The 20,154-nt window shown below is 72.5% G+C and carries 24 protein-coding genes and 2 pseudogenes; 15 read left to right on the top strand and 11 right to left on the bottom strand.

Annotated elements, in window-relative coordinates; genetic code table 11:
* The first annotated feature begins 81 nt into the window (after positions 1-81).
* Both OG556_RS38865 and OG556_RS38860 read left to right on the top strand, forming a co-directional pair.
* Complete coding sequence (locus tag OG556_RS38865) at positions 82-660, top strand: TetR family transcriptional regulator (protein ID WP_331745082.1); 579 nt, start codon at positions 82-84, stop codon at positions 658-660.
* Between the two features lie 124 nt (positions 661-784).
* On the top strand, positions 785-2,161 hold the full coding sequence (locus OG556_RS38860; protein WP_331745080.1) for a hypothetical protein: 1,377 nt from the start codon (positions 785-787) through the stop codon (positions 2,159-2,161).
* A gap of 68 nt (positions 2,162-2,229) precedes the next feature.
* Here the strand turns inward: OG556_RS38860 and OG556_RS38855 are convergent.
* Positions 2,230-2,376 (bottom strand): annotated as a pseudogene (locus tag OG556_RS38855) (short-chain dehydrogenase); the annotation flags it as partial.
* A 147-nt stretch (positions 2,377-2,523) separates the two neighbouring features.
* Between OG556_RS38855 and OG556_RS38850 the strand changes: the two are divergent.
* A complete protein-coding gene (locus tag OG556_RS38850) occupies positions 2,524-2,952 on the top strand; it encodes a DUF4240 domain-containing protein (protein ID WP_331745078.1) in 429 nt (142 codons plus the stop codon).
* 134 nt (positions 2,953-3,086) lie between these two features.
* Here OG556_RS38850 and OG556_RS38845 read toward each other — a convergent pair whose 3' ends face one another.
* On the bottom strand, positions 3,087-4,202 hold the full coding sequence (locus tag OG556_RS38845; protein ID WP_331745076.1) for a hypothetical protein: 1,116 nt from the start codon (positions 4,200-4,202) through the stop codon (positions 3,087-3,089).
* Between the two features lie 50 nt (positions 4,203-4,252).
* On the opposite strand from OG556_RS38845, the gene OG556_RS38840 reads away from it, so the two are divergent.
* From OG556_RS38840 to OG556_RS38830, 3 genes are read left to right on the top strand one after another with little or no spacing between them, the layout of a single operon-like run.
* Positions 4,253-4,846 carry a hypothetical protein gene (locus OG556_RS38840; protein WP_331745074.1) on the top strand — a complete coding sequence of 198 codons (594 nt, stop codon included), beginning with the start codon at positions 4,253-4,255 and terminating at the stop codon, positions 4,844-4,846.
* A gap of 42 nt (positions 4,847-4,888) precedes the next feature.
* Positions 4,889-5,338, top strand: a complete 450-nt coding sequence (locus tag OG556_RS38835) for a transposase (protein ID WP_331745071.1) — start codon at positions 4,889-4,891, stop codon at positions 5,336-5,338.
* 40 nt (positions 5,339-5,378) lie between these two features.
* Entirely contained in the window at positions 5,379-5,855 is a 477-nt protein-coding gene (locus tag OG556_RS38830) for a hypothetical protein (protein WP_331745069.1), read from the top strand.
* Positions 5,856-6,134: 279 nt separating this feature from the next.
* On the opposite strand, the gene OG556_RS38825 is transcribed toward OG556_RS38830, so the two are convergent.
* The 4 genes from OG556_RS38825 to OG556_RS38810 form a co-directional block, all read right to left on the bottom strand.
* Positions 6,135-6,827 (bottom strand): SDR family NAD(P)-dependent oxidoreductase, encoded by a 693-nt coding sequence (locus OG556_RS38825; RefSeq protein WP_331745067.1) that lies wholly within the window; start codon positions 6,825-6,827, stop codon positions 6,135-6,137.
* Positions 6,828-6,929: 102 nt separating this feature from the next.
* Positions 6,930-7,766 carry a helix-turn-helix transcriptional regulator gene (locus tag OG556_RS38820; protein WP_331745064.1) on the bottom strand — a complete coding sequence of 279 codons (837 nt, stop codon included), beginning with the start codon at positions 7,764-7,766 and terminating at the stop codon, positions 6,930-6,932.
* A 196-nt stretch (positions 7,767-7,962) separates the two neighbouring features.
* Positions 7,963-8,199, bottom strand: coding sequence for a DUF6296 family protein (locus tag OG556_RS38815; RefSeq protein WP_331745061.1), 237 nt, complete (start codon positions 8,197-8,199; stop codon positions 7,963-7,965).
* A gap of 85 nt (positions 8,200-8,284) precedes the next feature.
* Positions 8,285-8,614, bottom strand: a complete 330-nt coding sequence (locus OG556_RS38810; RefSeq protein WP_331745059.1) for a helix-turn-helix domain-containing protein — start codon at positions 8,612-8,614, stop codon at positions 8,285-8,287.
* Between the two features lie 382 nt (positions 8,615-8,996).
* Between OG556_RS38810 and OG556_RS38805 the strand changes: the two genes are divergently transcribed.
* On the top strand, positions 8,997-11,171 hold the full coding sequence (locus tag OG556_RS38805) for a catalase (protein ID WP_331745055.1): 2,175 nt from the start codon (positions 8,997-8,999) through the stop codon (positions 11,169-11,171).
* A gap of 32 nt (positions 11,172-11,203) precedes the next feature.
* On the opposite strand, the gene OG556_RS38800 is transcribed toward OG556_RS38805, so the two are convergent.
* From OG556_RS38800 to OG556_RS38785, 4 genes are all read right to left on the bottom strand, one after another.
* A complete protein-coding gene (locus tag OG556_RS38800) occupies positions 11,204-12,013 on the bottom strand; it encodes a YhjD/YihY/BrkB family envelope integrity protein (protein WP_331745053.1) in 810 nt (269 codons plus the stop codon).
* A gap of 264 nt (positions 12,014-12,277) precedes the next feature.
* A complete protein-coding gene (locus tag OG556_RS38795) occupies positions 12,278-12,703 on the bottom strand; it encodes an ATP-binding protein (protein ID WP_331745050.1) in 426 nt (141 codons plus the stop codon).
* Positions 12,704-12,780: 77 nt separating this feature from the next.
* Complete coding sequence (locus tag OG556_RS38790) at positions 12,781-13,209, bottom strand: hypothetical protein (RefSeq protein WP_331745049.1); 429 nt, start codon at positions 13,207-13,209, stop codon at positions 12,781-12,783.
* A gap of 245 nt (positions 13,210-13,454) precedes the next feature.
* Positions 13,455-14,450, bottom strand: coding sequence for a SigB/SigF/SigG family RNA polymerase sigma factor (locus tag OG556_RS38785; protein WP_331745486.1), 996 nt, complete (start codon positions 14,448-14,450; stop codon positions 13,455-13,457).
* Positions 14,451-14,741: 291 nt separating this feature from the next.
* On the opposite strand from OG556_RS38785, the gene OG556_RS38780 reads away from it, so the two are divergent.
* Entirely contained in the window at positions 14,742-15,065 is a 324-nt protein-coding gene (locus tag OG556_RS38780) for a plasmid stabilization protein (RefSeq protein ID WP_331745047.1), read from the top strand.
* A gap of 10 nt (positions 15,066-15,075) precedes the next feature.
* Positions 15,076-15,324, top strand: coding sequence for a hypothetical protein (locus OG556_RS38775; protein ID WP_331745045.1), 249 nt, complete (start codon positions 15,076-15,078; stop codon positions 15,322-15,324).
* Here the strand turns inward: OG556_RS38775 and OG556_RS38770 are convergent.
* The gene (locus OG556_RS38770) at positions 15,315-15,839 is read right to left on the bottom strand and encodes an ATP-binding protein (RefSeq protein ID WP_331745043.1); all 525 of its coding nucleotides are present in this window, start codon (positions 15,837-15,839) and stop codon (positions 15,315-15,317) included. The genes OG556_RS38775 and OG556_RS38770 overlap by 10 nt on opposite strands.
* A gap of 468 nt (positions 15,840-16,307) precedes the next feature.
* Here OG556_RS38770 and OG556_RS38765 point away from each other — a divergent pair, with 468 nt between their 5' ends.
* The 6 genes and pseudogenes from OG556_RS38765 (at position 16,308) to OG556_RS38740 (ending at position 19,990) form a co-directional block, all read left to right on the top strand.
* Positions 16,308-16,694 carry a hypothetical protein gene (locus tag OG556_RS38765; RefSeq protein WP_331745041.1) on the top strand — a complete coding sequence of 129 codons (387 nt, stop codon included), beginning with the start codon at positions 16,308-16,310 and terminating at the stop codon, positions 16,692-16,694.
* Positions 16,634-16,810 (top strand): annotated as a pseudogene (locus OG556_RS38760) (class I SAM-dependent methyltransferase); the annotation flags it as partial. The gene OG556_RS38765 and the pseudogene OG556_RS38760, both read left to right, overlap by 61 nt.
* The gene (locus tag OG556_RS38755; RefSeq protein ID WP_331745039.1) at positions 16,811-17,230 is read left to right on the top strand and encodes a hypothetical protein; all 420 of its coding nucleotides are present in this window, start codon (positions 16,811-16,813) and stop codon (positions 17,228-17,230) included.
* Positions 17,227-17,817, top strand: a complete 591-nt coding sequence (locus tag OG556_RS38750; protein ID WP_331745036.1) for a hypothetical protein — start codon at positions 17,227-17,229, stop codon at positions 17,815-17,817. The genes OG556_RS38755 and OG556_RS38750 overlap by 4 nt, the downstream gene beginning before the upstream one ends.
* Positions 17,818-18,087: 270 nt before the next feature.
* Complete coding sequence (locus OG556_RS38745; protein WP_371523134.1) at positions 18,088-19,254, top strand: AI-2E family transporter; 1,167 nt, start codon at positions 18,088-18,090, stop codon at positions 19,252-19,254.
* A 205-nt stretch (positions 19,255-19,459) separates the two neighbouring features.
* Complete coding sequence (locus OG556_RS38740) at positions 19,460-19,990, top strand: hypothetical protein (protein WP_331745031.1); 531 nt, start codon at positions 19,460-19,462, stop codon at positions 19,988-19,990.
* Positions 19,991-20,154: the final 164 nt, after the last annotated feature.

Below are 20,154 nucleotides of genomic sequence, written 5' to 3'. Positions count from 1 at the left end.
CGGTACGCCGTAGCTCACGGTGCACCGACGAACCCGCCATTCTTTCTGGAGCATTCGATCCAGATAGGCTACGGTGAAACCATGGCAAGGACCCGGGAGTTCGACACCGAGGCGGCGGTGAGCCGCGCGATGGAGCTGTTCTGGACGCGCGGCTACGAGGCGACCTCGGTGCGCGACCTGACCCAGCACCTGGGGATCGGGCAGGGGTCCCTGTACGCGGCGTTCGGCGACAAGGCCGGCCTGTACCGGGCCGCGCTGGACCACTACCGCGCCACCCTCGCGGCGGATGCCCTGCGCAGCCTGGAGGAAGGGGCGGACGCCCGCTCGGCGATCCGCACGATGCTGATGGAGCGGGTCCGCATCGCCGCCGAACACGGCGGCCGGGGCTGTCTGGCGGTCAATGCCGCCTGCGAGCGCCTACCGGGGGACTCCTCGATCCGGCGCACCGTGCGGGACATGCAGGATGCCAGCCGGGACGCGCTCGCCGAGGTGCTGCGGGTCGCGGCGGAACGGGGTGAGATCGCGGCGCGGCACGACCCGCAGAGCCTCGCCGCCTTCTTCGTCACCTTCCTCAACGGGCTGCTGGTCTCCTCGAAGATCACACCGGACCCCGACGCCCTCGCACCCGTCGTGGAGGTCGCGCTGACCGCCCTCGACTGATTTTTTCATGCCCGCAATCTGTATCGAACGATCCAGATAAGGCGTCGGACCCCGCAGTCGGCGCTCCAGTTCTGCTCCATCGAAATGCCCCATCGCAACGCTCCATCGACACTTCGGAGGACCCGTGCCCATCGCACCCACCCCGAGTACGCCCGCCCTCGGCGGCAGCCGCTGGAACACCTTCCCCGCGGCCGGCACCGCCCTGACCGCCCGTGAGTTCTTCACGGCCACCGAGCCGCTGCTCCAAGGCGTCATCGATGACAACGCCCTCACCGCCGCCGACGGCGAGGTGCTGGAGACCCAGATCCGCGCGACCCTCGCCCTCGGGACCCGGGAGACCTCCCTGCCGCTGGCCGTCGGCCCCGGCAGCGCCCCGGCCGCTCGCGAACTGGGCGCGCAGGCCGAGGAGATCGGCCGTGAGCTCGCCTCCTGGGCCACCGCGGCCCTGAAGCGGCTGCTCGCCGACCGGATCGCGCTGCCCGCCGGCCCGCTGGTCGTCCGCAGCCACTGCTACGGCCACCTGCTCACCCCTCCCGCGACCGACCTGCTCCTCGGCCGCCGTGGCGGACCGGTCACGATGCAGCTCTACAACGAGTGGCTGCACCAGGTCGTCCTGCTGCGAGACGCCCTGCTGCCCTTCACCAACTGGCAGGATGTCCCGCTGCTGATCACTCCGACCGGGCTGCGGCACATCGAACCGGCCCGGGACGCGTTCCTCACCGAACTCCTGGTCCGCCAGATCCGGCACACCAGCATCGTGGCCTTCGCCCGCCACGCCGTCACCGGCACCCCCATCACCCCCGGCACCCCCAACGCCTCCGGCCCGGCCGGCTACGGCTTCGAGGCGAGCGGCGGCACCGCCCTGCCGGCCGTCCTCGACCAGCCGCCCCTGACCGCCCCCCGATACCTGCTGACCTGGCGCCCCGACCCGGCCGCCGACGAAACCGTCACGCACGTCGCCGAGTTGCGGGACTACTACGCCGCGCCGCGCACCCTCGTCGAGCACCTGCCGCCCGCCACCGCCACACCGGGGCCCCTCACCGGCCGCATCACCGCCCGCGTCGTCGCCGGGCCGGTCGCTGACGGGGCCCGCACCGCCACCATCGAGCTCACCCACGACGGCGCCACCGCCCACGTCGACCTCGGCCAAGCCCTGCGCGGCCACCGCTTCGCCCACCGGCCGGACGGCGTCACCAGCGCCGCCGCGCTGCCCGCCGACGCACCGGCCGCCGACCCGCCCGCCGCCACGGACCTGTGGACGGCCCTGCGCGCACCGGGGCTGGTGTGGACGGAGGCGGGCGACGCCGTCCTGGACGCCACCGGCCAGGGCGACCTCGTCGTCCTGGCCCTGCTCGGCCGCCTCTACCCCGAGAACGTCACCCTGAACCCCGCCGACCGTCCCGTCACCCACCCCACCGACCACCCCACCGACCGGGCAACCGCCTCCGGCAACGGCCCGAGCCGGCTGGTGGCCCGGATCGACCCGCCGCAGACCAACTGACACCCGCTCCACCTCGAACGGACCGCCCCTCGGTAGCCGACGCCCGGCCACCGAGGGGCAGGTACGGGTCAGCCGGCCCGGTAGCGGGTGGCGAGTTCGGGGCTCTGCGCGCCGAACGCCGCCAACTCGGCCCGGAAGACGACGTCGAGGAGGCTCGTATCCTCCACGCCGGGCGCACAGACGACCTCACCGAGTTGCAGGCCGCACAGCGCCGCTTCTCCGGACTACGGATGTCGGCCGGGTGAGGGCATGATCCCGGCGCAATTCGGCTTGCCTCCTGTGCGGTGGCGTTCCACGCGCCGGGGGCCGGCGGGGTCGTACCGCTAACTGGACTGTCACAGCCGTCGTCCATGCTGTCCGCCATGAACGAGGACTCCTTTTGGCAGCTCATCAACGAGTGCAGGCCCACCGGGGCCGATCCGGATTCGGAACAGCTCGCCGCCGCTCTGGAGGCCAGGCTGATGAACGGCCCGCTGCCAGCAGTCGTGGGATTCGCCGAGCAGCTTTCCTGGGCCCTGTACCGACTCGATCGCAAGGAGTACGGCACCAGGGTGTCGGGTGATGCGTTTCTCTACACCCGCGCTGCCGTCGTGGCCGCCGGTCGAGACGAGTACGAGGCGGTGCTGAACGACCCCGCCCTGTTCCTGCCGTACGCAGACGGCTTCATCTGGGCTGAGCTGCTGCTGTACGTCCCGGGCACCGCCTACCAGAGCCTGACTGGCCGTGAATGGGATCGCGACACCCGTTACAACTATGAGTCGTACTCCAACACGGAAGGTTGGGCGGACTAGGACCTCTCTTTCGGATCTTGTCGAATCAGCGCGGCATCGGGCGGCCGGGAAGACCGGAGTGAGCACGCCTGAACGTCTGCGTGGAACGGGAGAGGGGCCGGCGTCGACTGGCTGATCGGCTTCTGGACGCGAGGTCAGCCGTGGTACTCGAAGTCCTCGATGCAGAAGCAGGCCGCGCTGACCGAGGTGTCCCCTGCCCGCTCCGCCCGTGCCCACACCTGAGAGTCGCCCGGGCCGATGTCCCCGCCGCAACCCATGCGCAGGTCCAGGCCGCGGTCCTGGATGTAGCGGATGATGTCCGCCTCGACGGCGGAGGGCTTGCGGCCGATCAGTTCGATGCCGTAGAGGGACACCAGGGGGCCGCTGCGCCCGTGGACGCTCACCCGGACCAGCGCGGAACCCCTGCCCGCCTGCGACGCGTAGGAGTAGTGCGCGCTCACCCCGGCCCGGGCGTAGTACTCCTTGCTCACGTGCCACTCCTCGGGAGTGCCCTGGTCCTCCCAAGGGCTGCCCACCGGGAAGGGGTGGTGGCCCCGGCTCTCGGCCGGCACCTCGCCGTCCAGGGCGGCCGACACCTGCTGCGGACTCATCCCGAAGCGCAGCGGACCGACTCCCTCCAGCGGGGTGCAGTACCAGCGCGGACGGTCCTCGGCGTCTGCCACCAGCCACGGCCCCGCATCGGCAGGCTCCTCGTGCAGCCCGGGCCGGTCGCCGACCGGCCCGGCGTTCCAAAGGTCTTCGGCCCATTCGGGGCCGGTGGCCAGGAGGCCGGTGATCATCGTGTCCCGGCGCTGCGGGTGCCCCTCGGGGGCCAGGCCCCATTCCTGCGCGACGTCCAGGGAGACGCCCCAGTCCGGCACCTCCGCCTCGCCGTACCGGTTCACCCTCGCCTCGGCCCGCTCCTCCAGGGCGAGGCGGCGGAGGTCCGCGCTCGCCTCGGAGGGTGCCCTGGCGACCAGCTCGACCTCCCCCAGACGCACCAGCGGGCCACCCACGGCGCTGATCGCCACCGCGGCCAACCGCGGGCCCGGCCCGTAGAACGCGGTCAGCCCGGGCTCGTCATAGCGCTCGCCGGCCATCCGGTTGGCCTCAGCACTCCAGCCGCCCTGGAACCTGACGGAGTCGCCCTTCTCCCCCAGCGCATCCTGGACCTGCTGCGGGTCCATCCCGAACCGCAGAGGCCCCACTCCCACCAGCGGGTCCAGCACCCACCGCTGCCGGTCCCCCTGCTCCCTGTTCCACCAGGCCACGCGCCCTCCCGACCGGCTCTACCGATGACCTTTCCGGTCACCCTAGGCGCGTGCGCCGACAACACCGCAACCACCCGACTTCGTACAGGGCGAACCGACCAGCCTGGCTTTGTTCACGAGAACGGGTTCTGGCTCGCAAGGCATCCCGGCATCGAGGTCGTCTGCCGCGACCGGGCCCGTTCTTCGCCGAAGGCGCCCGGACCGGCGCCCCGCAGGCTGTCCAAGTCGCGGATCGGTGGCACCTCTGGCACAACGTCAGCGAGGCCGCCGAGCGATGCGTCACCCGCCACCGCACCTGCCTGCGGACCGTCGTTCCCGAACCGGACCAGCCGCCCGAGGAGGAGACGTCCAACGCCGACCAGCCACCCAAGTCGCACTGGCCGACCGGCCACCGCTTCGCCGACCGCACCCGGAGCACCCACGCCACCGTCCACGCCTACCTGGCCGCCGGCCACAGCCGACGAGCCATCGCGCGCCAACTCGGCATGACCTACCGGACCGTCAAGCGATACGCCGACGCCACGACGCCGGAAGAGCTGTTCAAGGGCCAGTGGCAAGGCAGGCCGAGCAAGCTCGACGAGTTCAAGCCCTACCTGGACCAGCGATGGTCCGACGACGGCTGCACCAACGCCTGGACACTCTGAGAGGAGATCACCGCGCGCGGCTTCCGCGGCAGCTACCAGACCGTGCGGGCCTACATCTGCCCCAAGCGGACCTCGACCCAGCCCGTCCAGCCCCGGCCACCGTCACCGCGGACCGTCGCCGGATGGATCCTGCGACACCCCGACAACCTCCCCGAAACCGACCACCTCCAGCTCAAAGCCGTCCTGGCCCGGTGCCCCGAACTCGACGCCCTCACCGGCCACGTCAGGTTCTTCGCCCAGATGCTCACCGGGCGCGAGGGCGAGCGGCTACCGCAGTGGCTCGAAGCGGTCCGACGCGACGACCTCCCCGGTCCCCACACACTCGCAACCGGACTCGAACGCGACCTGGACGCCGTGATCGCCGGCTTGACCCTGCCCTGGAGCTCCGGCGCGGTCGAAGGCCACGTCAACCGCATCAAAATGCTCAAGCGCCAGATGTACGGCCGCGCAGGCTTTGATCTCCTTCGGAAACGCGTCCTGCTGGCAGGGTGACTCCTTGCCGCCTGCTCCAATTCGTGACGATCATGGTCACATGACTCATGAGCAGGAGCGGGACGACATAGCCCACGCGGACCGTGGAAGGCGGCCGAGTTGGACCGAGGAGATGGCCCTTCAGACGGTCGACTCAGCTGGTGCCATTCGCCATGTCACCGTCTACATCGGCGCCCCCTCCGCTGCCCTCATTACGCTCATCGATGCCGATTCATGCACGGAGATCAGCGGTGCTGACTACCTCGACTGCCTTACCCAGGCTCGGCGGCAGCTGGAGCAAGAGGGACGACGGCTCTGCTGCCAGGGGGCCCGCCCCAACGTGCACCCGTCGGGACAGCTACGACAGTTCACAAACGGACGGGAGGCATACGTCCACCCATCAGACGCCGCAAGCGGCATTTCTGAGACCGCCGACATATTCGCGCCGGCACTCCCTGAAGATGTCGTCCGGCTGGACGAACAGCGGGCAGCAATCCTGGCCTCCTGGAACGCCCGGAGCAGAACCAACCCGATCTGAACACACTTGCCGTTCAGTCACTGAGCGTGCGCCTCAACAGAACTCGTGCCAGAGCCACAATTCAGACGACACGTGCCAATCGCGACCAGGTCAGGCTACGCCGGTGCGCCAGTCGGCGACGGCGAATTGGACGACCTCCCCTTGGGCCGACGGACGGATCCGTCTCCGCCGCGAAGCCACTCCGGTGCCCACCAGGTCCCACCAGGTCCCACCACGAGTGGCCGGGGCGAGACCCCGCCGGTCAGCTGTGTGACCCCGCGGTCACGGCGGTCACCACGGTCACCACGGGACGGGGCCCTCCTCCTCGAAGAAGCCTCCGGTGGGGCCGTCGGGGGCGATGGTGGCCATCCGGACGATGATCTTGGCACACTGCTCGGCCGACACGGCGCCGCGGGGGTTGAAGTCGGTGGCGGCGGACCCCGGGTGGACGGCGTTGATCCGCATGGTCGGGAAGGCGTTGGCGTACTGGACGGTGATCATGTTGACCGCGCTCTTGGACGAGCAGTAGGCCACCATCGGGAAGGTCGCCTCAAGGCTGGCGGGGTCGCTGCAGCGGGTGAGGGAGCCGCCGCTGCTGCTGACGTTCACGATGACGGGGTTGTCGGCGGCCTCCAGCAGCGGCAGGAAGGCGTGGGTGACACGGACCAGGCCGAAGACGTTGGTCGCGTAGACGGTCTCCAGGTCGTCGGCGGTGATCTCGGCGGGCGGGTTCCACCTGCCCGAGATCCCGGCGTTGTTGACCAGGACGTCGAGCCGGCCGGCCTCCTCGCGGATCAACCGCGCGGCGGCCTGGACGGACTCCTCGCTGGTGACGTCGAGCTGCACGGCTCGGGCGCCGATCTGTTCGGCGGTCTCCCGGCCGCGCTTCAGGTCGCGCGCGCCGAGGTAGACGGTGTGCCCGGCCGCGGCCAGTCGGCGGGCGGCCTCCAGGCCGATCCCGCGGGTGGCTCCGGTGATGAGTGTGGTCGTCATGGGGTGCTGTGAAGGCGTCGGGCCCCTCGTGTACGCGGGGCTCCTCACGCCTTCACCTCCTTTCCGGGTGGGTGGAACCGCACGGTCGCGCCGTGCGCGTTCCTACGGTGTGCTCAGGGCTGTGAGCCGTTGCCTGCTCTCCTCGTCGGCGGCGGGCATGACCGCGAGGAACTGGTCGCGTTCCTGGGCGACGGTGAGGACCTGCCAGTCCAGCCGGACCTCGCCGACGACCGGGTGCAGGATGCGCTTGCTGCCGAAGCTCCTGCCGGAGACCCGGTACGTGGTCCACCAGTGCTGGAAGTCGGAGTCCCCGGCGCTCAGCTCGGCGACCAGTTCGGCGAGCCTGGGGTCGCTGGGGTAGCGGCCGGCGTCCATCCGCAGGTAGGCGACGCACTCCCCCGCCGACAGGTCCCAGTCCGGCACGCGCTCGCGCGTCCGCGGGTCGAGGAACGTCAGCCACAGGTAGTTGCGGTGCTCCTCGGGGACCGCGGCGAAGTCGAGCAGCAGCTCGGCTGCGAGGTCGTTCCAGGCCAGGACGTCCATGAACCGGCCCAGGACCACGGCGGGCGTGGTCCTCAGGTCGGCCAGTACGGCCAGCACCGCGGCGGGCACGACCTGGTGCTGTGAACGCCGCTGTCGGCGGGCCGGGGCCAGGTCGGCCAGCTGGCGCAGGTAGTCACGCTGGTCGTCGTCCAGCAGCAGGGCGCGGGCCAGCGCGTCCAGGACACTGCCGGACGGCGCGGGCAGCCGGCCCTGTTCGAGGCGGGTGTAGTAGTCCACGCTGATCCCGGCCCGCCCGGCCACCTCCTCCCGGCGCAGCCCGGCCACCTTGCGCGACCGTTCGTACGCGGGAAGTCCGACCTGTCGGGGGGAGACCTCGGCGCGCCGGGCACGCAGGAACGTGGCGAACTCCCGGCGCTTGTCGTTGTTCGTGCTCACACCGGCCACTGTGTCAGGGCGCCGCGCGAGCTGGGAGGACATGTTTTTCCCTGGAAGAACGTGTCCCCCCAGCCCCACGACCATGGGTGGAGCGGCCTGCGGCAGGACGGTTTCAGGCGCGGCGAACACCCCCACCCACCTCCGCAGGGGTGACCAACGGGGTCCACCAGTGGTCCACCGGCGACCCGGAGTGCGGTCAGGGCATGGGGACGGCTTCCAGGCAGGGGTGGATGGTTCCGTACTCGGCCGGTGAGGCGAGGACTTCCGCGGTGGTGCCCCGGATCTGGACACGGAACAGGCCGGTGGCGTCCTCGTAGACGGGCTCGTGCGCGGGGCCCAGTTGGTCGGTGAGGTGCACGATGACGGTGTGCGCTGCGGCGTGGGCACCGGGCACGCCGGGCAGGGCGATGGCGTAGCGGCGGACGGGGTCCATGGTTCTCGGCTTGCGGTGGTGCGGGGTGGCCCGCGTGCGGTCAGGGGTCTGCGTTCTGGGTGTGCGGGGGGGGGCGGCGGGGCGGTCAGCGCAGCAGGACGGCCAGGAGTTCCGCCAGCGTCGGGCCGCTGTCGGCGGGGTGGCGCAGCTGCTTGCCGTCGATGACGCGGTAGACGTTGGAGCGCCCGACCCGGTGGTGGCTGAGATAGCCCGCCGTTTCGAGGTCGACGATTATCCGCTGGACCGCTCGCTCGGTCAACAGGCAGCTGGTCGCGATGTCACGCACCCTGATGCCCGGGTCCCGGGCGATCTGCACCAGGACGCGCGCGTGATTGGTCAGGAACGTCCACTGGCGCCCGATTGCCTGCTGTGCTTCGACGCCCTCAGGACAGGGCGATCGCGTTGGCTGGTACATGAGAGGAGTTCGCGCGCTCCTTCCCGCTCTTCGTGGTCGCGGCGCGGTCCCGCACAAGGCCTGCCTCCGCTCGCCGGTCTCCTTCCTTGTGGTCCTCCCGCAACAGGACGACGGCATCGTTCGACATTGCTCGTCTCCTCACTCAGAGGCTTCCCCTCTCGCCCCGGGCGTGTCCCCCGATGCCCCTCGGCCAAACACCTCGCTCAAACAGCTTGCTCGAACACCGCGCGCCTCCGCCCGACACCGCTGACCTCCTGCTGCGGCACCGACGGCCGCTCGCGCACGGTTTGCCGGGCCACCCATCGGGCAGCCGCCCCGCCGACACGAGCCGGGGGCCGACGGCCCGGCCGCCCCGCGCCGTTCCCAGGACGGAGATCGCGACATGCCTATCAACCCCGAAACCCCCCAGCCCGAGCCGCCCGCCGGCCCCGACCCCGGCCCCGACCCCGACGCCACGGACACCACCGACGCCAAGGACGCCAAGGACGCCAAGGACACTGCACTCGACGCCTTCCGCGCCCCGGACCCGGACGGCCCGCTCACCACCGACCAGGGTGTGCGCGTCGACGACACCGACAACTCGCTCATCGTCGGCGACCGCGGCCCCACCCTGCTGGAGGACTTCCACCTCCGCGAGAAGCTCACCCACTTCGACCACGAGCGCATCCCCGAACGCGTGGTGCACGCCCGCGGCGCCGGCGCCTACGGCTTCTTCGAACCGTACGAGTCGCTCGCCGGGTTCACCTGCGCCGACTTCCTCCAGGAGGCCAGGCGCCGCACCCCGGTGTTCGTACGTTTCTCGACCGTGCAGGGCCCGCGCGGCTCCGCCGACACCGTACGGGACGTCCGCGGCTTCGCCACCAAGTTCTACACCCGGCACGGGAACTACGACCTGGTGGGCAACAACATGCCGGTGTTCTTCATCCAGGACGCCGTCAAGTTCCCGGACTTCGTCCACGCGGTGAAGCCCGAACCGCAGAACGAGATCCCCACCGGCGCCTCCGCGCACGACACCTTCTGGGACTTCTGCTCGCTCCAGCCCGAGTCCACCCACATGCTGATGTGGGTGATGTCCGACCGGGCCATCCCGCGCAGCTACCGGATGATGCAGGGCTTCGGTGTGCACACCTTCCGCCTGGTGAACCGGGACGGGCGCGGCACGTTCGTCAAGTTCCACTGGCGGCCGCGGCTCGGCGTCTGCTCCCAGGTGTGGGACGAGGCCCAGATCACCGCCGGGCGGGATCCGGACTTCCACCGCCGGGACCTGTGGGAGGCGATCGAGGCGGGGGCCTTCCCCGAATGGGAGCTCGGTGTCCAACTGGTCACGGCGAAGGACGAGTTCGCCTTCCCCTTCGACCTGCTGGACCCCACGAAGCTGATCCCGGAGGAACTGGTGCCGGTGCGCCCGGTGGGGCGGATGGTCCTCGACCGCAACCCGCAGAACTTCTTCGCCGAGACCGAGCAGGTGGCCTTCCACACCGCCAACATCGTGCCCGGGATCGACTTCACCAACGACCCTCTGCTCCAGGGCCGCAACTTCTCCTACCTGGACACCCAGCTGATCCGCCTGGGCGGCCCCAACTTCGGCCAGCTGCCCGTCAACCGCCCGCTGGCCGATGTGCGGACCAACCACCGCGACGGCTACGGCCAGCAGGTCGTCCACCCGGGCACGAGTTACGCACCGAACTCGGTGGGCGGCGGCTGCCCGTTCACCATGGGCGGCGGCCACCTGCCGGAGGGGGTGTTCCAGCACTACCAGCAACGGGTCAACGGCAGGGCGATCCGGCGGCGCAGCCCCAGCTTCGCCGACCACTACAGCCAGGCCGCGCTGTTCTGGCGCAGCATGGCGGACTGGGAGCAGCGGCACATCACCGCCGCGTTCGCGTTCGAGCTCGGCAAGGTGGGCGACGAGGAGGTGCGGCGCCGGATGGTCGGCAACCTGGTGCGCGTGGACCCCGGCCTGGCGGCGGAGGTCGCCCGGCGCATCGGCGTGCCCGAGCCGCAGCCGTCGCCCGAGGACCGGGCGGCAGCGAAGAGCGGCGAGGCGGCGGGCCCCCTGGTCTCCCCGGCGCTCAGCCTGGAGAATCTGCGCGGCAGCGGCATCCGTACCCGCAAGGTCGCCGTGCTGGCCGCACCCGGGGTCGACGGCGGCCAGGTGCGGGCCGCGCACGAGCGGCTGGGCGCACAGGGCGCCGTCGTGGAGACGCTGGCCGCGCACGGCGGTCACGTGGCCGCCCGTGGCGGTGACCCTCTGCCGGTGGACCGCCCGCTGCCCACCACCGCCTCGGTGCTGTACGACGCGGTGGTGGTTCCGGACGGCGCCGGGCCCGCGCTGGCCGCCGATCCGGACGCCGTCCGCTTCCTCGCCGAGGCGCTGCGCCACGGCAAGCCGGCGGCGCTGCTCGGCTCCGGCGTCGACCTGGCCCGGGCGGGCGGTTACGACGCGCCCGGGGGCCTGGCCGGCGTCACGCTCCACGACCCGCAGGAGCCGGCGGATCCGGCCCTGTGGGAGGGCTTCGCTCAGCTGGTCGAGCAGCACCGCTTCCCGGAGCGCTGACGCCGCACCGGCCACCCGGCCTGGCTCCGGCGCTACGGCGTGCGGCGGGCCTGGACCACGGCGCGCCCGGCCAGCGCGCCGCCGTAGACGGTGTAGCCGACGCCGATCAGCCACGACTGGACGATCAGCACCGTCCCGACCGTCCCGTAGGAGACCGCGTTGGACACCAGCAGCGGCGCGAAGACCAGGCGCGAGAAGAGCCGCAGGCCCGCCAGCGCCACCATGGTCGCGACGGCTCCGGGCAGCAGCTGCCTCGTCGGGACGCGTCCGGCGAGCAGCAGGTGCTGGAGCCACCAGAACAGCAGGAGGCCGCCGACGGTCGTGACGGCGATGCGGAAAGAGGGCTGGACGGCCGAGTGGTGCCAGGGCATGCCGCTGGAGGCGGCCAGCACGATGTACCCGATCAGCCCGGCCAGGCCGAGGGTCTGGCGCCAGACGGCGTGCCACGGGCCTCGGTCGAGCTCCCACACCCGCTCGTAGACGCCCTGGACGGACGCCATCAACGAGACCCCGAAGACCGCCAGCGCGGCCAGGCCGAAGCCCGTGGTCGTGCTGAGCACCTGGCCCCGGGAGGAGAAGAGCCGGTGGACGGCGTCGGCGCCCGGCCCGCTCAGGCCGAGGCCGTCGGTGATCCACTCGGAGATCCCGCTGCCGCGCGCGGGGAAGGCCGCCGCGATGACGATCAGCAGCGGCACGAGGGTCACGAAGAAGAGCGCCGCGAAGGCCATCGAGCGCTGGAGCAGTTCGATGGTGCGGCCGTGTTCCCACACGCCGACGACGGCCGCCCGCAGGACCTGCCACCAGCTGCGGGCGATCGCCGTCAACCGGCTGCGGCCGCGCACGCCGCTCAACCCAGGACGCCGCACGGCGACGGCAACGACAACAACGAGGGGAACGGAGACGGTCGGTTCACGGCCACTGGATCCTCGCTCTGCTCGACGCCCACGGGCGGACCTGCCCCGTCAGAATGCCACCGCGAGGGGCGCGTCCGACGCTCCGACGGCACGACCGGCGTCCGGCGCCGCCGGGTGGCCGCGCACGGGCACCGCTCCTCCCGGACGCAGAACACCCGCCCGGCAGGCACCGGGCAGGCGCCGCCCAGGCCGTCAGCTCTCGGGCAGCCGCAGGTCACACCACACCGTCTTGCCCGGCCCCGACGGGTGCCAGCCCCAGCGCAGGGTGAGCCGACTCAGCAGGAACAGGCCGAGGCCTCCCGATTCGTCCGGAGGGTGCGGGGGCCGGGGCAGCGGCGGGCGCGGGCTGGCGTCGCTGACCTCGATCCGCAGCCGGCCGGTGGCGCGGATCAGGAGCAGCGTCCCGGGCTCGCCGGCGTGGCGCAGGGCGTTGCCGACGAGTTCGGAGACCAGCAGCACGGCGTCGGCGACCAGCAGCGGGTCGCCGACGTCGGCCAGGAAATCGGCGGTGAAGGCCCGGGCATCGGCGGCCGCCCCGGGGTGGGCCCGGAGCGGCAGCCGCTGCGCCCACGACCTCGTGGGGAACGGGCGTCCGGCGGAAAGCCGTGGTCCGGTCATACCGTCGCGTCCTTCCCCGGCCCGGTGAGGGGCCCGTGGTCGTCGTGGGATCGGCTCGGGGGGGGCGTCGCGGCGCCTCAGTGGCCGAACAGATGGCGGCGGCGGCCGCCGCGCGGGGGCTCGACCGGCAGACCGACGTCCTGGCCGCCCTGCTGGGCGGCGCGTTCCTCCGGCGGCGCGGGCTGCTCGCCCTCGTCGGACCGGAGGGACCGCTCGGGCGGGTCCGGCCGCACCACCGGTTGGGACCGCTGGTGGACCGCCCGGTGCGCGGCCGGCCGGACGTGGCGTCGGGCCCGCCGGGCCGTCAGCACCATCAGGGCCAGGCCCAGGCAGAAGAGCAGGGCGAGGGCCAGCCCGGCGAGGAAGATGCCCAGGGCGTCGAGTGCCGGCAGGTGGATGCCCAGCACCGTCGCCTGGTAGTCGGGCCCGCCGGAGAGGTTGTCCGCGATCAGCAGTCCGGCGAAGGCACCGGCCGCCGCCATCAGCAGCAGTCCTAGCAGCAACATGGGGAGTCCTCTCCGTCGTTCGGTTCCGGTCGCCCCCGCAGGGCCGCGCCTACCCGGGCGGGCCCGCGCCTAACGCCGCGCTTCGCGGGCCCGCTCCCGCTCGGGGCGAGGGGCTGTCGGGGCGAGGGTGCCGTCGAACGCGGTGCTCCTCCTTCGTCACGCTTCACCACGCTTCGTCCATGGCGGCCCCCCGCAGCGCGGCTATCCGCTGCGGGGGGCCGGAAACGCCCGGGGGGGGAGGTGATTCAGCGCGGCGCCTCGGGTTCGGCGGCTCCCTCGTCGGCCGTTGCGCCGTCGGCCGCTCCCTGGGGTTCGGCCGGACCGGCGGGTTCGTCCGCCCAGCCGGGCGCGTCGCGGTCCTCCAGCTGCTCGCGCAGGCTGGTGAGGGTGGCGGTGAGCAGGCGGGAGACGTGCATCTGGGAGACGCCGATGCGCTCGGCGATCTGGGACTGGGTCCAGCCGTCCCAGAAGCGCAGCTTGAGCACCGTCTGATCGCGGCACGACAGCCGGGCGAGCAGGGGGCGCACGGCGGTGCGGAAGTCCGCGAGTTCGATGCCGGGGTCGCAGGCCCCCATGCGGTCGAGCATGGCGCTGCCGCTCTCGTCGAGGTCCTGCTCGCGCGCCGCGTCCAGCGAGTCGGGCCGGTAGACGCGGCCTGCGACCAAGCCCTCGGTGGCCTGCTCGACGGTGATGTGGAGGTCCTCGGCGATCTCGTCGGGGTGCGGGAGGCGGCCGAGTTCCTGCTCCAGCCGGTCGGATCCGCGGGCGACGGTCAGGTACAGCTCCTGCATGCCGCGCGGGACCCGGACCAGCCAGGAGGTGTCGCGGAAGAAGCGCTTGATCTCACCGGCGATGGTGGGGATGGCGTAGGTGACGAACTCGACGCCACGGTGCGGGTCGTAGCCGTCGACGGCCTTGATCAGGCCGATCGTGCCGACCTGGAGGATGTCGTCCATGTCCTCGGCGCGGTGGCGGAAGCGGGCGGCGATGAAGCGCACCAGCGGCATGTTGAGTTCGATGATCGTGCCGCGCACGTAGCTGTAAGCGTGCGTTTCGCGGGCGAGTGCGGCCAGGCGCTCGAACAGCGCGTCGCTGAGTTCGCGCGCCTCGTACTTGCCCATCGCGCGCAGTTGCGCGTCCGTCGGGCGGGGTGGCACGTCCGTCGGGCGGGGTGGCACGTCGGGCGGGAGGCCGGACGGCGGGGCGGCCGTCCGGTCGGTGGGGCGACCGGTTTCCAGCATGGTGGACACGGTGGCTCTCTCCTGGGGCATCGGGGCGAACGCCCGGCGCCGCGAACGGCTCGCGCCGAACACGACGGGGCTGTTTTCCGGAGGACCTGGGCCCGGCTTCGTCGAGCGACGGTCCCGGTGGCACCCGGTGAGGGTGCGGACGCGACTGGCTGCGATCCACGGCCGCGTCATGCGTTTTCTACCCGACACACGACTTCCAATTCACGTTTTGGGTGGTTTATTGCTTTGTCTACGGGTACACGCGCTCGGGCAACGCCCTCCCGCCACGAAAGGAGCGCCGCCATGCCCCGAGGATCCAGCCCCAAACGCGAGCGCCAGTACGAGCACATCAGGGAGAGCGCGCTCGACCGGGGCGAGAGCGAGAAGCGGGCCGAGGAGATCGCCGCCCGTACGGTGAACAAGGAACGCGCCCGGCACGGCGAGTCGAAGACCGCGAGCCGCAGTTCGCTCCACGACATCTCCTCCGGCCGCCGCGGCGGGCAGCGCTCGCACACGGGGGCCCAGGGCCCGACCTACGACCAGCTCTACAACGAGGCCAGGCAGCGCGGCGTCAAGGGCCGTTCGAAGATGAACAAGCGCGAGCTGTCGCAGGCGCTGGGCCGTTGAGGAGGGTGTCATGACGACCACGCCCGCTGTGACGGCCACGCCGCTGATGACGACCACGCCGGTGATGATGACCGTCCCGGCTCCCCCGGGCCCGGACACCGAGCCGGTCCCCCACCCGAACCCCGCCCCGAGGCCGGGCGAGGACCCCGACCCGGCACCGCCACCGATCCCGCCCTTCCCCACTCCCGACCCGTTCCCGGGCCCCGGTTCCGACCCCGATCCGGCACCACCGCCCCAGCCGCACCCCGGTCAGGCCTGAGACCCCGCTCGGCGCTGGAGGACGCCTGGGGCCACCGGGGACGCGACCTCCAGCCAGACCAGCTTCCCCTTGCCCTCGGGCAGGCAGCCCCAGTCGCGCGCCAGCCGGTCCACCACCCGCAGGCCGTGGCCGCCGGGACGGCCCGGGTCCGCGAACGGGCGCAGCCGCGGCGCGACCGGGCTGGCGTCCGAGACCTCCACCCGTAGCCGCTCGCCGTCCCAGCCCAGCCGCAGCTCCCGGGGACCGCCGGGCGCGTGCAGGCACGCATTGGTGACCAGCTCCGACACCATCAGCAGGACGTCCTCCGCCGCCGCCAGCCGCCCGACATCCCGCGCGGGCAGCCAGTGCCAGGCGAGCAGCGCCGCACGGCTGAAGTCCCGGGACCGCCGGACCGCGCCCGCACTGCCGGCCAGCACGAGCCGCCTGATCCGGTCGGAGCCGCTCGACCCCCGGCCGGAAGCCGTCGCCGTCCGGCCGGAGTCCTTCGGCGACGCTCGTTCCCCGGGGCTCCTCATGCCGGGTTCTCCTCACCGGCCGGACGGACCGCCGCCCCGGGCAGGTCTGCCGCCCCCGGCAGGGCCGCCGACCCGTGCAGGGCCGGGCTCACCACCCGCTCCTCGTCCATGCCCCGCGTGTGCCCGCAGCCGCGGTGACTACACGTGTGAGGGAGCAGGAGACGATCACCATGACCACGCCGCAGGGCACCGACCGCGACGGCCCCGCCCCGCCGCGGACCGGCCGCCGGGAGCCGCCCGAGGAGCGGTCCCCGAACACCGGACGGGGCGTCTGTACGTGGCTGGCCGTGGGCCTCGCAGCGCTGCTGGTGTCGGCGTACTCCTGTAAGTGCTCCGCAGGGTACGGAGCTACGTGCACCGGTCTGGGCGGGTCCGCGAGGGGCCCGGCGCGAGGAGGCCGGTGCCGGGCGCGCGGGCCGGGTTCGGTGGGAAGGGCAGGCCTTGTAGCGGCGTCGTAGAGTGCTGCCCGTGCCCCAGCTTGAGATCTCCGACCTGATAACCGCCGCCGACCCGGCCAACGGCCAACGGTTGCCGGTACGGCGTGACGAGGTCGTCGAGCAGCTTCGCGCGAACGGTGACAGGCGAGCCGCGAGGATCGTGGCGGGGCTGCCCGCCGACCGGGACGGAGTCCTGGATGCGGGCGCCGTCGACCGCCTGCTGATCAGCGTGCACACCGAGCTCCAACGCCTGAGCGAGGAACTGCGCATCGGCGAACGCCTCGTGCACCTGCTCAACCCGCTCTTCACCGCCATCCGGGCCACCGGCCAGCCGGGGCCGTACCGCCTGGCTGCGGGCTGGGCTACCTGGTCCGCTGGCTGGCGGCCACCAACGCACTCGCTCCGGACGTCGAGCTGATCGGAGTCGACCTCAACGCCGCACTGGTCGGCGAGGCAGACCGCCTGGCCCGTAGCGAGGGACTCAACTGCCGCTTCGTCCATGGCAATGCCTTCGCGCTGCCGGAGCCCGCCACCGTGTACGTCTCCACCGGCGTGCTGCACCACTTCCCCGAGCCCGCGCTGAAGGACTTCTTCCTGGCCCAAGGCGCCTCCCCCGCCCTGGCGTTCTGCCACTACGACATCGCCGCGACCGGCCTCGCCCCCATCGGCGCGTGGATGTTCCACCGCGCCCGGATGCGCCACCCGCTGGGCCGACACGACGGCGTCGCCTCCGCCCGGCGGGCCCACAGCGACGAGTCCCTGCTGCGGACCGCCGCGGCCTCGGGCATGCGGCCGTTGCTCTACGAGCCCCGCCGCGCCGCCAACCCCTTCTGCACCACCCTGCGCCCGGTCCTCGGCCTGCGCCCCCAGCTGGAAGCACCCCTGCGCCAGGCCCTCGGCCGAGCCTCCCGCCGGCTCCTCGGCCCCGAACAGTTCGCGCAGGCCACCCGATGACGCCCGCCCTGCCACTGGCCGCACTCGGCCTGGTCGACGCGGCGTTCAGCGGTTTCCGCGCCTACGCCGGCCGCGACGCCCGAATCCGCAAACACCGAGCCAACATGCGCGCCGCCCTGCGCGGGCTGGCAGTCGGAGCCGTCCTGCTGCTCGCCCCCGCACTGACCGCCGCTCTCCACCTGCTCACCGCCGCCGACCCGGACCGCGCCTACGCCACACTGGCCGCCGGCGGACTCGGCTACCTGCTTCCACTCACCATCTACGCCGCCGCCGTCCTGCTCTCGCTGGCCGCCTACTTCCTCCTGCCGTTCCGCGCCAGCACCCTCGCCATGGTCATCGGACTCGGCCCGCTCACCCTCCTGCGCCCACTGGCCATCGCCGCCGCCTGCCTCGGCACGCTCCTCGACAACGGCGGCTGGGCCTCCCTCCTGGTCGGAGGAGTGGCGGGGGCAGCGATGTTGTCCGTCGAGCCAGTCGTCCACCGCCGCTGGTACCGCCAAGTCCACGCCGCACGCGACAACACCACGGCAGCGGCCTTGGAACCAGGGCATCAGGCCATGAGCCCGGCCGCGCTCCGGACCCGGTGATCGGTGCACGTTCGCTGGTAACACGCTGCGCATGTTCATGTGTACGCCGACAGCTGGTCGCGCTCACGGCACACGTGTGCACGCGATCGTTTCCGGGCCGCCGGCCGTTTCCGGACCCTCGCCCGTTTCCGGCCCGTCGGCCCGGGTAGCCGCGCGACGCCGGACGAAGCCCGGCAGACGCCAGGGAGGCCGCCCGTGCGAGTGAACGGCGCGAGACCGGCCCGGCGGCGCCACCCGACCCGGGTGGTCCCGTCCCGGGCGCGCCCCGTCGTGTCCGACGGGTCCGGGGACCGCGTGCCGGCCGGGCTGCGGACCGCCGCCGGGTACACCTGGCGACTGCTCCTCCTCGGGGTGGCCGCCTACCTGGCCGTCGCCGTCCTCGGCCGGCTCCAGATGCCGGTCATCGCCGTGTTCCTGGCGCTGGTCATCACCTCGGTCCTGCGGCCGGCCGTCGACCTGCTGGCACGGGTGATGCCCCGCTCGATCGCCGTCCTGCTGGCCCTCGTGTGCGCCATCGTGGTCGTGGCCGGCGTTCTCGCCCTGGTGGGGACGACCGTCGCCAGCGAGTGGGGCCGATTGGGCACCGAACTGCGCGGCGGCCTCGGGCGGATCGACCGCCTGCTCACCGGCGCCCCCTTCCACCTGCGGGCCGGCACCGTCACCGACCTGCGGGCGAAGCTCGGCGAGTTCATCACCGCCCACCGCTCGGCGCTGCTCAGCACCGCGCTCAGCGGGGCGAGCCGGGTCGTCGAGATGCTCACCGGGCTGGCGCTCGCGGTGTTCTGCTCGGTGTTCTTCCTCCACTCCGGCGACCGGATGTGGTGCTGGGCGCAGCACCAGCTCCCGGCCCGGTCACGATCTGCCTGGAACCGCGCGGGGCAGGCCGCGTGGCGCACCTTCGACGGCTACACCCGGGGTGTGCTGATCGTGGCGGCGACCAACGCGGTGCTGGTCGGCGTCGCGCTGGCCGTCCTGCGGGTGCCGCTCGTGCTGCCGCTGATCGTGCTGGAGTTCGTCGCGGCGCTCGTCCCGCTGATCGGCTCGCCCATCGCGCTGGCCGTCGCCGCGCTGGTCGCCCTGGCGGCCCGCGGCCCGGTGGTCGCGCTGCTGGTGCTCGGGCTGATCGTGGTCATCGGCCAGATCGAGGGCCATCTGCTGCACCCGCTGGTCATGGGCTGGTCCGTCCGGATCCACCCGGTGGCGATCGCGCTGTCGGTGATCGGCGGCGCCGTGCTGGCCGGTGTCCTCGGCGCGGTGGTCGCGGTGCCGGTGGTGTCGGTCGCCTGGGCGGTGATCTGCGAACTCCGCGACCACGACCCACCGTCCCGCCCGGGCCCACGAACCAGCCCCCCAGCGGCGCACCACGGTCACCCGCCCCACCGACCCGCCGAACGCCGACACCCCCACCGCCCCACCCCCGGCCGCGGCACCCGATGACCGGTGACCGGTGACCGGTGACCGGCCTGATCACGCCATGACGGCCCGAAGGGTCGAATCCGCGCCGGAATTGCACGCGACCCGTGCCCTTCCGGCCCGGGCGTCGTTGGGCAGGTGATCGATGTGATCCGGCCCGGACGGTCCGCGCATTGCCAGGTGACCCGCCCAGGGCCCGACCCATTTGGCATGACGAGGGAGACTGACGATGAAGCTGAGTGTTCGACGCGGACTGCTGGCGGCGACCGCCACGGTCGGCCTGATCCTGGCGGTGGCCGCGCCGCAGGCCACGGCGGCCGGCCCGCAGCACCCCGCCTCCACCACCAGTGCCGAGCAGGCGGGCGGGCAGCGGGTGGCGCCGGGGGACCCGGTCCGCGACGGAAGCCCGGACTCCGCGGTCGACCGGGTCGCCGACTTCTACGGCGCCTACATCGACGCCGTCTTCGACGGCACCGACAACCTGTCGAACGACCTGCGCGCCCACTACCTCACGGTGGACTTCCAGCAGCGACTGGCCGCCTGGGAGGAGGCCAACCACGCCGACGGCGTCCTCCGCGCCCAGAACGTGCCCACCCACTGGGAGGTGCGGTACCACGACTCCGGAGCCGGCCACCTGTTCACCACCGTCACGCTCACCTGGGGCACCGGCCCCAACGCCGGGCACACCAGGCTGGCCGTGCAGAGCGACCTGAGCACCAAGCTCATCTCGGACATCGAGGACGCCCCGGCCGGGTACTGACCCGAGCCCGGAGCGGATGACGGAGCGGGCGGTGCGAGCGCGGGCGGCCGACGACGCCGCCTGAGACGAACCCGCCGATCCGCCTCCCGTCGACCGCCGTCCGTGGTGGGACCGGCCCCCGAGCCGGTCCCACCACTGCCGTCGCCGCATCGTCCGAGGCACAC

Origin of the sequence: Kitasatospora sp. NBC_01300 (genome assembly GCF_041435235.1) — a bacterium.
Classification (GTDB): Bacteria; Actinomycetota; Actinomycetes; order Streptomycetales; family Streptomycetaceae; genus Kitasatospora.
The sequence above is the reverse complement of the archived record's forward strand: the minus strand, read 5'-3'. Positions and strand labels throughout refer to the sequence as shown.

What these genes read in the sequence shown, in the direction of transcription:
- OG556_RS38815 (WP_331745061.1), bottom strand. Translation starts at nt 8,199, where the DNA reads ATGGACCCCGTCCGCCGCTACGCCATCGCCCTGCCCGGCGTGCCCGGT.
- OG556_RS38795 (WP_331745050.1), bottom strand. Translation starts at nt 12,703, where the DNA reads ATGACCGGACCACGGCTTTCCGCCGGACGCCCGTTCCCCACGAGGTCG.
- OG556_RS38750 (WP_331745036.1), top strand. Translation starts at nt 17,227, where the DNA reads ATGACGCCCGCCCTGCCACTGGCCGCACTCGGCCTGGTCGACGCGGCG.
- OG556_RS38790 (WP_331745049.1), bottom strand. Translation starts at nt 13,209, where the DNA reads ATGTTGCTGCTAGGACTGCTGCTGATGGCGGCGGCCGGTGCCTTCGCC.
- OG556_RS38830 (WP_331745069.1), top strand. Translation starts at nt 5,379, where the DNA reads ATGACTCATGAGCAGGAGCGGGACGACATAGCCCACGCGGACCGTGGA.
- OG556_RS38810 (WP_331745059.1), bottom strand. Translation starts at nt 8,614, where the DNA reads ATGTACCAGCCAACGCGATCGCCCTGTCCTGAGGGCGTCGAAGCACAG.
- OG556_RS38825 (WP_331745067.1), bottom strand. Translation starts at nt 6,827, where the DNA reads ATGACGACCACACTCATCACCGGAGCCACCCGCGGGATCGGCCTGGAG.
- OG556_RS38785 (WP_331745486.1), bottom strand. Translation starts at nt 14,450, where the DNA reads ATGCTGGAAACCGGTCGCCCCACCGACCGGACGGCCGCCCCGCCGTCC.
- OG556_RS38850 (WP_331745078.1), top strand. Translation starts at nt 2,524, where the DNA reads ATGAACGAGGACTCCTTTTGGCAGCTCATCAACGAGTGCAGGCCCACC.
- OG556_RS38740 (WP_331745031.1), top strand. Translation starts at nt 19,460, where the DNA reads ATGAAGCTGAGTGTTCGACGCGGACTGCTGGCGGCGACCGCCACGGTC.
- OG556_RS38780 (WP_331745047.1), top strand. Translation starts at nt 14,742, where the DNA reads ATGCCCCGAGGATCCAGCCCCAAACGCGAGCGCCAGTACGAGCACATC.
- OG556_RS38775 (WP_331745045.1), top strand. Translation starts at nt 15,076, where the DNA reads ATGACGACCACGCCCGCTGTGACGGCCACGCCGCTGATGACGACCACG.
- OG556_RS38770 (WP_331745043.1), bottom strand. Translation starts at nt 15,839, where the DNA reads ATGAGGAGCCCCGGGGAACGAGCGTCGCCGAAGGACTCCGGCCGGACG.
- OG556_RS38805 (WP_331745055.1), top strand. Translation starts at nt 8,997, where the DNA reads ATGCCTATCAACCCCGAAACCCCCCAGCCCGAGCCGCCCGCCGGCCCC.
- OG556_RS38865 (WP_331745082.1), top strand. Translation starts at nt 82, where the DNA reads ATGGCAAGGACCCGGGAGTTCGACACCGAGGCGGCGGTGAGCCGCGCG.